The following is a 10117-nucleotide window of genomic DNA, read 5'->3' on the forward strand; positions in this document are numbered from 1 at the left end:
CCGACTGGCTGGGCCTGCCGCCGGGCTACAACCCGCGCACGCTGGCCTGGGCGCGCGCGCTGCAGGCCCGGCCCGAGCTGGCCGGCGCCGACGCGCGCACGCTGGCCGCGGCGCTGCTGCGCGAGGTCGCCAGCGGCGGCTACGGCTACACGCTGGAGCCCGGCCCCTACGGCCGCGACGCGATCGACGAGTTCTGGCTCGACCGCAAGCTGGGTTTCTGCGAGCACTTCGCCGCGGCCTTCGTCGTCGCGATGCGCGCGATGGGCGTGCCGGCGCGCATCGTCACCGGCTATCAGGGCACCGACCCGGCGCCGGTGGACGGCTGGTGGATCGTGCGCCAGCGCAACGCCCACGCCTGGGCCGAGTACTGGCAGCCGGGTGTCGGCTGGGTGCGCGCCGACCCGACGGCCGCCGTCGCGCCCGAACGTGTGCAGCGCGGCAGCAGCCTGGCGCCGGCGCCGGGTTTCGTCGCCGGCACGATGGTCGCCGTCAACCCGGCGCTGGCGGCGCGGCTGCGCGAGGCCTGGGAGACGCTCAACAACCGCTGGAACCAGGCGGTGCTGAACTACTCGCGCCAGCGCCAGTTCGACCTGCTGCGGGCGCTGGGCGTCGAGTCACCCGACTGGCAGGACCTGGCGCGCGCGCTGGTGCTGCTGGCCGCGGCCGCCGCAGCCGCCGGTGCCGGCTGGGCGCTGTGGGACCGCCACCGCCAGGACCCGTGGCAGCGCCTGCAGGCGCGTGTGCAGCGGGCGCTGGCCGGCCGTGGTGTCGAGGTCGGCCCGCAGCACGGGCCGCGGGCGCGCGCCGAGCGTGTGCGCGCCGCGCTGGGCGCGGCCGGCGAACCGCTGGCCGCCGAGCTCGACGCTCTGGACCGGCTGCGCTACGGCGAGGGCGTCGCCCAGCCGGCGCGGCGCTGGTGGCCGGGCTTCGCCAAGGCCCTGCGCCAGGTGGGCCGCCCATAATGGGCCGATGCCCGCCCCGAAGTCCGCCCTCGCGAGCATCGCGCTGATCGCCCTGGCCCTGGCCGCACCGCCGCTGGTGCACGCCGCCGAGAAGCCCGCCCGCAAAGCCACCGCCGCGCAACACGCCGCGGCGAAGAAGAAACCCAAGGCCAAGGCCGTGGCCCCCGCCGCGCCGCTGTACGGCGAACGCGAGGACCTGCGCCGCTTCGCCGCCGAGGTCGCCGAGCGCCGCGGCCTGGACGCCGACTGGGTCGCTGTACAGCTCGCCCAGGCGCGCCGGCTGGACAGCGTGCAGCGCCTGGTGATGCCGCCGCCGGCCGGCACGGCCAAGGACTGGGCGGCCTACCGCGCGCGTTTCGTCGAGCCGCGGCGCATCGCCGCCGGGCTGGCCTTCTGGCAGGACCACGAGGACGCGCTGGCGCGTGCCCAGGCGCGCTGGGGCGTGCCGCCGGAGATCGTCGTCGGCATCATCGGCGTCGAGACCTTCTACGGCCGCATCACCGGGCGTTTTCGCATCGTCGACGCGCTGGCGACGCTGGCCTTCGACTTCCCCACCGGCCGCAGCGACCGCAGCCCCTTCTTCCGCCGCGAGCTGGAGGAGTTCCTGGTCTGGGCCGAGCGCGAGGGCCGCGACCCGCAGGCGGTGCGCGGCTCCTTCGCCGGCGCCATCGGCCTGCCGCAGTTCATGCCCAGCAACCTGAACCGGCTGGCCGTGGACTTCGACGGCGACGGCCACGTCGACCTGGGCGGCAACGGCGTCGACGCGGTCGGCAGCGTCGCCCACTTCCTGTCGGCGCACGGCTGGCAGCCGGGGATGGCGACAACGCACGCGGTGGCGCCGCCGGTCGACACCGCGGCGCGTGCGCGGCTGCTGGCGCCGGACATCGAGCCCAGCTTCACGGCCGCCGAGTTCGCCGCCGCCGGGGCCGAGCTCGACGCCGCCGGGCGTGCCCATGCCAGCCCGATGGCGCTGGTCGAGCTGCAGAACGGCGCCGCGGCGCCGAGTTACGTCGCCGGCACCGCCAACTTCCGCGTGCTGACGCGCTACAACGCCTCGTCGTACTACGCGATGGCGGTCATCGCGCTCGGCGACGCCGTCGCCCAGGCGCGGGCCGCAACACGCGCCGCCGCAGCCGCCGACCCGGCGGCCAGCAGCGCGTCGGCGCCGCGCTGATTCAGGCCGCCACCGGCACCAGGAAGTCGCGCCCGATGCCGGCGCCGAGGTCGTTGACGCGGTCCAGGAACTGCGTCAGGTAGGCGTGCAGCCCGGTGGCCAGGATCTCGTCGATGCGGCCGTACTGCAGGTCCGCCTGCAGCCGCCCGGCGCGGCGCAGCGTCTCGGCGCTCTGCTGGTTGGCCACCGGCTCGAGGTTGGCGACGACCTCGTTCATGCAGGCCGCCAGCGAGCGCGGCATGTCCGGACGCAGGATCAGCAGCTCGGCGACACGCTCCGGGCGGATCACGTTGCGGTAGACCTTGCGGTAGACCTCGAAGCCGGAGACCGACCGCAGGATCGCGCTCCAGTGATAGAAGTCGACCTCCTGCGTCTCCTTGACGTTGCCGTTGCCGAAGTACTCGGACGACAGCGCGTGGAACTTCACGTCGAGCAGGCGCGCGGTGTTGTCGGCGCGTTCGAGGAAGGTGCCGACACGCAGGAAGTGCATCGCCTCGTCCTGCAGCATCGTGCCGACGGTGACGCCGCGCGACAGGTGCGAGCGGTACTTGACCCACTCGAAGATCGCGCCCGGGTCGCGCTCGAAGCGGCCGGCCTTGAGCAGGCGGTTGAACTCCAGCCAGGTCTGGTTCTGCGTCTCCCAGACCTCGGTGGTCAGCGCGCCGCGCACCGCGCGCGCGTTCTCGCGCGCCGCACGCAGGCAGCACAGGATGCTCGACGGGTTGGTCTCGTCGCGCACCATGAAGTCCATGACGTTGCGCGGCGTGACCTCGCGGTACTTCTGCTGGAAGCTCCAGGTGAGTTCGCTGATCGACAGCAGCCCCTGCCAGCCCTGCTCCGCCATGTCCGCCGACTGCGGCAGCAGCGAGGTCTGGTAGTTGACGTCCAGCATCCGGGCGGTGTTTTCGGCCCGCTCCATGTAACGGGCCATCCAGAACAGGTGGTCGGCGGTTCTCGACAGCATCTCAGTCCTCCAGAACCCAGGTGTCCTTCGTCCCGCCGCCCTGCGACGAGTTGACGACGAGCGAGCCCTCCTTCAGCGCCACGCGCGTCAGCCCGCCGGGCACCATCTGCACGCCCTTGCCCGACAGCACGAAGGGCCGCAGGTCGATGTGGCGCGGGGCGATGCCCTGCTCGACGTAGGTCGGGCAGGTCGACAGCGCCAGCGTCGGCTGGGCGATGTAGTTCGACGGGTTGGCCAGCAGTTGCTGGCGGAAGGCCTCGATCTCGGCCTGGCTGGCGGCCGGGCCGACGAGCATGCCGTAGCCGCCGGCGCCGTGGACCTCCTTGACGACCAGCTCGCCCAGGTGCGCCAGCACGTGCGCCAGGTCGCCCGGCTCGCGGCAGACCCAGGTCGGCACGTTGTGCAGGATCGGCTTCTCGCCGAGGTAGAACTCGATCATCCTCGGCACGTACGGGTAGACGCTCTTGTCGTCGGCGATGCCGGTGCCGATGGCGTTGGCCAGCGTCACGTTGCCGGCACGGTAGACGTCCAGCAGCCCGGCGCAGCCCAGCGTCGAGTCGGGGCGGAAGGCGCGCGGGTCGAGGAAGTCGTCGTCGACGCGGCGGTAGATGACGTCCACGCGCTTGGGGCCCTGCGTCGTGCGCATGTAGACGAAGCCGTCGCGCACGAACAGGTCCTGGCCTTCGACCAGCTCGACGCCCATCTGCTGGGCGAGGAAGGCGTGCTCGAAGTAGGCGCTGTTGTACATGCCGGGCGTCAGCACGACGACGGTCGGGTCGTCGGCAGCCGTCGGGGCGCACTCGCGCAGCGTCTCCAGCAGCAGGTCGGGGTAGTGCGCGACCGGCTCGATGCGGTGGCTGGCGAACAGCTCGGGGAACAGCCGCATCATCATCTTGCGGTTCTCGAGCATGTAGCTGACGCCGCTGGGCACACGCAGGTTGTCCTCCAGCACGTAGTAGCAGCCGCTGCCGTCGGGCTGCGCGGCACGCACGATGTCGATGCCGGCGATCAGCGAATAGACCTGGCCCGGCACGTCCACGCCCATCATCTCGGGGCGGAACTGGCTGTTGCGCAGGATGAGGTCGGCGGGCACGACGCCGGCCTTCAGGATCTCCTGGCCGTGGTAGACGTCGTGCAGGAAGCGGTTCAGCGCGGTGACGCGCTGGGCGAGGCCGGCTTCGAGCTCGCGCCATTCGGCGCCGGGGATCACGCGCGGGATGATGTCGAACGGGATCAGCCGCTCGGTGCCGGCACCGTCCTCGTCCTTGGCGCCGTAGACGGCGAAGGTGATGCCGACACGGCGGAAGATCATCTCCGCCTCGCTGCGTGCCGACTGCATCGCGTCGGCCGGCTGCTGGCGCAGCCAGCGTTCGTAAGTCCGGTAATGGGACCGCACGGCGCCGTCGGCGGCGCTCATCTCGTCGAAGCTGGGCTTCATCGTCGACATCGCTCCTCTTCAACCGGGGTTAGCAACAACCGGACCCACCACCCGCGTCGTGACGCCGACGGCCAGCGTGTGGCGGCCGCCGCCGCGGATCACGCCGCGCAGCGGCGTGACGTCGCCGAAGTCGCGGCCGACGGCGACACGCACGTGGCCGCTGCCGGGCACCAGGTCGTTGGTCGGGTCCAGGTCCAGCCAGCCGCCGTCGACCCCCGGCGTGTCGGGGCACCAGGCCTGGACCCAGGCATGCGAGGCGTCGGCGCCGACCATCGCCGTGCCGTCCTCGGGCCCGCGTGTCAGCAGGTAGCCGCTGACGTAGCGCGCCGGCACGCCGTGCATGCGCAAGGCGCCGGCCAGCAGGTGGGCGAAGTCCTGGCAGACGCCGCGGCGCTGCACGAAGGCCTGGGCCAGCGGCGTGTCGACCTCGGTGCTGCGGCTCTCGTACTCGAACTCGCGGTGCAGCCGGCGCATCAGCTCGATCGCCGCTTCGGCGACCGGGCGGCCGCGCCGCAGCGACGGCGCCGCCCACTCGCGCAGTGCCGGCAGCCGCGGCACGAAAGGCGACGGCAGCACGAACTCCACCGCCGGCTCGAACGGCGCCCGCGCGACGTAGCGCAGCCGCGCCGCCAGCGTGTCCCAGGCCGGGGACCGCGCCGCCTCGAGCGCCGCGAAACGCGCCGCGACCCGCACCCGGCTCGTCGCGCGCACGACCAGCGTGCGGTGCGGGCGCAGCAAGGTGAAGTGGCTCTGGTGGTTGCCGAAGGCGTCGGCGTCGTCGCGGCGCTGCTGCGGCCCCGGCTCGATGTCCAGCTCGTGCGCCAGCAGGCGCTGGCCGGCGTCGTCCAGCGGCCGCAGATGCGCCAGGTGGTGCGCCAGCGTCACCGGCGCGGCGTAGTCGTAGCGTGTCTCGTGGACGACCTCGAGCTCGGTCACACGCGTCGGTCCTGTCCGTGCGCCAGCGTGAAGAAACGCGTGCCGACGTCGTCGGCCAGCGCCATCGCCGCGGCACGCAGCGACACCGACAGCGCCAGCAGGCGCTCGACGATGACGGCGTCGCTGGCGCCGCGCAGCGACTCCAGCGTCAGCCCGGTGCCGCCGGGCGGCAGCCGCGCCAGCAGGGCGGCGGCGCCGTTCGGGTCCAGCGGCAGCTTGCGCAGCTCGGTGCGCAGCCGGCGCAGCACGCCGGCGAAGGCACGCGGGTTGGAGTCGTCGAAGACCAGCAGGTCGGCCAGCGCCAGCAGGTCCTCGTGGCGCTGGTAGCGGGCGCGGAAGGTGATCGCGCTGTCGAACAGCTCCAGCAGCAGGTCGACACCGGCGGCGCTGCCCAGCGCGCCGGCCTGCAGCAGCGCCTCCAGCCGCGAGGCCAGGCCGATCAGGCGCTCCAGCAGCCGGCCGACGGCGAGCAGCCGCCAGCCGTGGTCGCGTGTCATGCGGTCGGTCTGCACGCCGGTCACCGCGGCCAGGCGCAGCGCCAGGCGGTCGAGCGCCGGCAGCACCTCGGGCAGCGGCGGCGGCCGTGTCGGGCCGCCGGGGAACGCGGCCTCGAAGGCCTCGCGCATCGAGCGGATCAGCCCCCACTGCTCGGACGACAGCCGCTCGCGCAGCGCCTGCGAGGCCTGCTCCAGCGCACGCAGGTTGAAGGCCACGCTCCAGGCACCGTCGGCGTCGCCCAGCGCGCCGAGCAGCGCACGCTCGAAGCGCGAGGCCGACTGCTCCAGCGTCGGCACGCCCGCCGGCGCCAGGCCGCTGGCCACGGCCATCGCCGACAGCGCACGCTGCACGGCGAGGTCGGCGTCGCTCTCGGCGTCGATCTGCAGCAGCGTCGCACGCGCCAGGCGCACGAGCTGCTCGGTGCGCTCGGTGTAGCGGCCGAGCCAGAACAGGTTCTCGCCGGTGCGGCTGGACACCGGCCGGCGGCGCGCGGCGATGTCGTCGACCTCCAGCCGGCGCGGCAGCATCGAGAAGGTGTCGACCGGGCCGTCGGTCAGCACCCAGGTGTCCAGGCTGGAGCCGCCACGCTGCATCGACACCGAGGCGTCTTCGCGGCGCGAGACACGGGTCATGCCGCCGGGCAGCACGTGCCAGCGGCCGCCGCCTTCGGCGATCGCGTAGACACGCACCATCGCCGGGCGCGGATTCAGCGCCGCGCCGCCCCAGATCGGCGCACGCGAGAACCGCAACCGGCCCTGGATCGTCCACGCGTCGGGGTCCTCGTCCACCCTGAGTTGGTGCCCGTCGTGCACCTGCGACGTGCGTCCGCCATGCGGGAAGGTGCTGCGCACGAACTTGCCGTCGAGCTGCTCGCGCACGTCCTGCCAGGCCGCCGCCTCGCCGCACCACCAGGTCGGCAGCGCCGGCATGCGCAGCGGCTCGCCGGTCAGGCGCTCGCAGATGCCGGGCAGGAAACCCTGCACCGCCGGCGACTCGAGGAAGGCGCTGCCCAGCGCGTTGGCCATCACCACCTGGCCGGCGCGTGCGGCCTGCAGCAGCCCGGGCACGCCCAGCGTCGAGTCGGGGCGCAGCTCCAGCGGGTCGCACCAGTCGTCGTCCAGGCGGCGCAGCAGCGCGTGCACCGGCTCCAGGCCCTCGACGGTCTTCAGGTACACGCGGTCGTCGCGCACCGTCAGGTCGCCGCCTTCGACCAGCGGCAGGCCGAGGTAACGCGCGAGGTAGGCGTGTTCGTAGTAGGTCTCGCTGTACGGCCCGGGCGTCAGCAGCGCGACACGCGGCGTGGCGCCGCGGGCGACCTCGCGCGCCGCGGCCTCCACCGTGTCGAGCAGGCGCCGGTAGCTGGCCGCCAGATGCTGCACGCGCAGCTCGCGGAAGGCGTCGGGGAACTGGCGCGACACCAGCAGCCGGTTGTGCAGCACGTAGCCCAGGCCCGAGGGCCCCTGCGTGCGCTGGGCGACGACCCACCAGCGGCCATCGGGGCCGCGCGCGAGGTCGAAGGCGACGATGTGCAGGCGCAGGCCGCCCGGCACGCGCGCGCCGATCATCGGCCGCAGGTAGCCCGGGTGGCGCAGCGCCAGCGCCGGCGGCAGCAGGCCCTCGGCGAGCAGGCGGCGCTCGCCGTAGAGGTCGTCGAGCACACGCTCGAGCAGCGCCGCACGCTGCATCACGCCAGCCTCGATGCCGGCCCAGTCGGCGGGCTCGATCAACAGCGGCAGCAGCTCCAGCGACCACGGCCGCATCGGCGCGCCCTGGTCGTCGAAGACGTTGTGCGTGACGCCGTCCAGGCGGATCTGCTGCGCGATCTGCAGCAGGCGGCGGTCGAGGTCGGCGGCGAGGTCGGCGCCGGCGGGCTCGGGCATCCAGTCGGCGAACTGCCGCCAGGCCGGCCGCACGCTGCCGTCGCCGGCACGCAGCTCGTCCCAGACGCCGGGCTCGGCCGGCAGGGCGCGCTCGACGAACAGGCCGAGCGCACCGCCGGCGGCGGCGTCGGGGTCGAAAGGCAGCGTGCTCTGCGAGGCGTTCACCGGCGCGATCCTGCCACGGCGTTCAGCCGCGGCGCAGGTCCAGCGTGAACGGGAACTCCAGGCTGGGCGCCGCCGGCTCGACCTTCAGCGTGCCCGGCGTGTGGCCGTAGCGGAAGAAACGCGCCAGCCGCCGGCTCTCGGCCTCGTAGGCGTTGACCGGGAAGGTCTCGTAGTTGCGCCCGCCCGGGTGCGCGACGTGGTAGCGGCAGCCGCCCAGCGAGCGCTCCAGCCAGCGGTCGACGAGGTCCACCGTCAGCGGCGCGTGCTGCGGGATCGTCGGGTGCAGCGCCGACGGCGGCGCCCAGGCGCGGTAGCGCACGCCGCAGACGTATTCGCCGCTGCGCCCGGTGGGCTGCAGCGGCGCCGCGCGCCCGTTGACGGTGACGACGTGGCGATTGTCGTTGAGGCCGGTGACCTTCAGCTCCAGCCGCTCCAGCGACGAGTCGACGTAGCGCACCGTGCCGCCGATCGCGCCCTCCTCGCCCATCACGTGCCAGGGTTCGAGCGCGGTGCGCAGCGTCAGCTTGACGCCCAGCGCCGCAACCTCGCCGATCAGCGGGAAGCGGAACTCGAAATGCGGCGCGAACCAGGCGGTGTCGAAAGCGAAGCCGGCGCGGTTCAGCTCGGCGACGACGTCGTCGAAGTCCAGCTGCACGAAGGTCGGCAGCAGGAAACGGTCGTGCAGCGCCGTGCCCCAGCGTGTCAGCCGCGTCGCGCCGCGGCCGGTGTAGGGCTCGCGCCAGAACCAGGCGACGAGCGCGCGCAGCAGCAGCTGCTGCGCCAGGCTCATGCGCGCATGCGGCGGCATCTCGAAGGCGCGCAGCTCCAGCAGCCCCAGGCGGCCGGTCGGGCCGTCGGGCGAATACAGCTTGTCGATGCAGAACTCGCTGCGGTGGGTGTTGCCGGTGACGTCGATCAGCAGGTTGCGCAAGCTGCGATCGACGAGCCACGGCGGCACCTCGCCGCCCTCCTCCGCGATGCGGCGTTCCAGCTCGGCCAGCGCGATCTCCAGCTCGTAGACCTGGTCGTTGCGCGCCTCGTCGATGCGCGGCGCCTGGCTGGTCGGGCCGATGAACAGGCCGCTGAACAGATAGCTGAGGCTGGGGTGGTTGTGCCAGTAGGCGAGCAGGCTGGCCAGCAGGTCGGGCCGGCGCAGGAAGGGGCTGTCGGCCGGCGTCGCGCCGCCGAGCACGAAGTGGTTGCCGCCGCCGGTGCCGGTGTGGCGGCCGTCGAGCATGAACTTCTCGGTCGACAGCCGCGTGCGGTGCGCGGCGTCGTAGAGGAACTCGGTGTGCTCGACCAGTTCGGCCCAGTCTTTCGCGGGGTGGATGTTGACCTCGATGACACCCGGGTCGGGTGTCACGGCCAGCGTCTTCAGGCGCGCGTCGCGCGGCGGCGGATAGCCTTCGAGCACGACCTTGACACCGAGTTCGACGCAGGTGGCCTCGACCTCGGCCAGCAGGTCCAGGTAGTCCTCCAGGTGCTGCAGCGGCGGCATGAAGACGTAGAGCACGCCGCTCTTGCCACCGTGCTCGGCCTCGGCCTTGGGGCCGTTGGCGCGCTGCGGGTCGCGCACCTCGACGCAGAGGGCCGTGCGGGTGATCCAGCCGGCCGACTCGCGGCGCTCGGGGCGGGCGTCGAGGCCCTGCGGATGGGGCGGGACAGGGATGCGGGCGATGGCGGGATCTCCCTCTCCCGCGGCGCGGGAGAGGGGCGGGGTGAGGGCTGGGGGTGCGCCGGCNNNCNCNCNCNCNCGCGCGCGCGCGCGCGCGCGCGCGCGCGCGCGCGCGCGCGCGCGCGCGCGCGCGCGCGCGCGCGCGCGCGCGCGCGCGCGCGCGCGCGCGCGCGCGCGCGCGCGCGCGCGCGCGCGCGCGCGCGCGCGCGCGCGCGCGCGCGCGCGCGCGCGCGCGCGCGCGCGCGCGCGCGCGCGCGCGCGCGCGCGCGCGCGCGCGCGCGCGCGCGCGCGCGCGCGCGCGCGCGCGCGCGCGCGCGCGCGCGCGCGCGCGCGCGCGCGCGCGCGCGCGCGCGCGCGCGCGCGCGCGCGCGCGCGCGCGCGCGCGCGCGCGCGCGCGCGCGCGCGCGCGCGCGCGCGCGCGCGCG

6 protein-coding genes and 1 pseudogene are annotated in these 10117 nt (G+C 74.4%); 2 read left to right on the forward strand and 5 right to left on the reverse strand.

What is annotated here, in order from left to right:
- Both RBXJA2T_RS03990 and mltB read left to right on the forward strand, forming a co-directional pair.
- Positions 1–962: transglutaminase-like domain-containing protein (locus tag RBXJA2T_RS03990; protein WP_009856034.1), on the forward strand; the 962-nt coding region annotated here is incomplete at its 5' end.
- A 7-nt stretch (positions 963–969) separates the two neighbouring features.
- Positions 970–2136 carry a lytic murein transglycosylase B gene (gene mltB, locus RBXJA2T_RS03995; protein WP_009856035.1) on the forward strand — a complete coding sequence of 389 codons (1167 nt, stop codon included), beginning with the start codon at positions 970–972 and terminating at the stop codon, positions 2134–2136.
- A 1-nt stretch (position 2137) separates the two neighbouring features.
- On the opposite strand, the gene RBXJA2T_RS04000 is transcribed toward mltB, so the two are convergent.
- The 5 genes and pseudogenes from RBXJA2T_RS04000 to RBXJA2T_RS04020 all read right to left on the reverse strand — a co-directional run.
- Positions 2138–3100 carry an alpha-E domain-containing protein gene (locus RBXJA2T_RS04000; protein ID WP_009856036.1) on the reverse strand — a complete coding sequence of 321 codons (963 nt, stop codon included), beginning with the start codon at positions 3098–3100 and terminating at the stop codon, positions 2138–2140.
- 1 nt (position 3101) lies between these two features.
- Complete coding sequence (locus RBXJA2T_RS04005; protein WP_009856037.1) at positions 3102–4538, reverse strand: circularly permuted type 2 ATP-grasp protein; 1437 nt, start codon at positions 4536–4538, stop codon at positions 3102–3104.
- A gap of 18 nt (positions 4539–4556) precedes the next feature.
- Entirely contained in the window at positions 4557–5474 is a 918-nt protein-coding gene (locus tag RBXJA2T_RS04010) for a transglutaminase family protein (protein ID WP_009856038.1), read from the reverse strand.
- Positions 5471–8017, reverse strand: coding sequence for a circularly permuted type 2 ATP-grasp protein (locus RBXJA2T_RS04015; protein WP_009856039.1), 2547 nt, complete (start codon positions 8015–8017; stop codon positions 5471–5473). The genes RBXJA2T_RS04010 and RBXJA2T_RS04015 overlap by 4 nt, the downstream gene beginning before the upstream one ends.
- 22 nt (positions 8018–8039) lie before the next feature.
- Positions 8040–9716 (reverse strand): annotated as a pseudogene (locus tag RBXJA2T_RS04020) (transglutaminase family protein); the annotation flags it as partial.
- Positions 9717–10117 lie beyond the last annotated feature (401 nt).

Source organism: Rubrivivax benzoatilyticus JA2 = ATCC BAA-35 (genome assembly GCF_000190375.1).
GTDB classification, from domain to species: domain Bacteria; phylum Pseudomonadota; class Gammaproteobacteria; order Burkholderiales; family Burkholderiaceae_C; genus Rubrivivax; species Rubrivivax benzoatilyticus.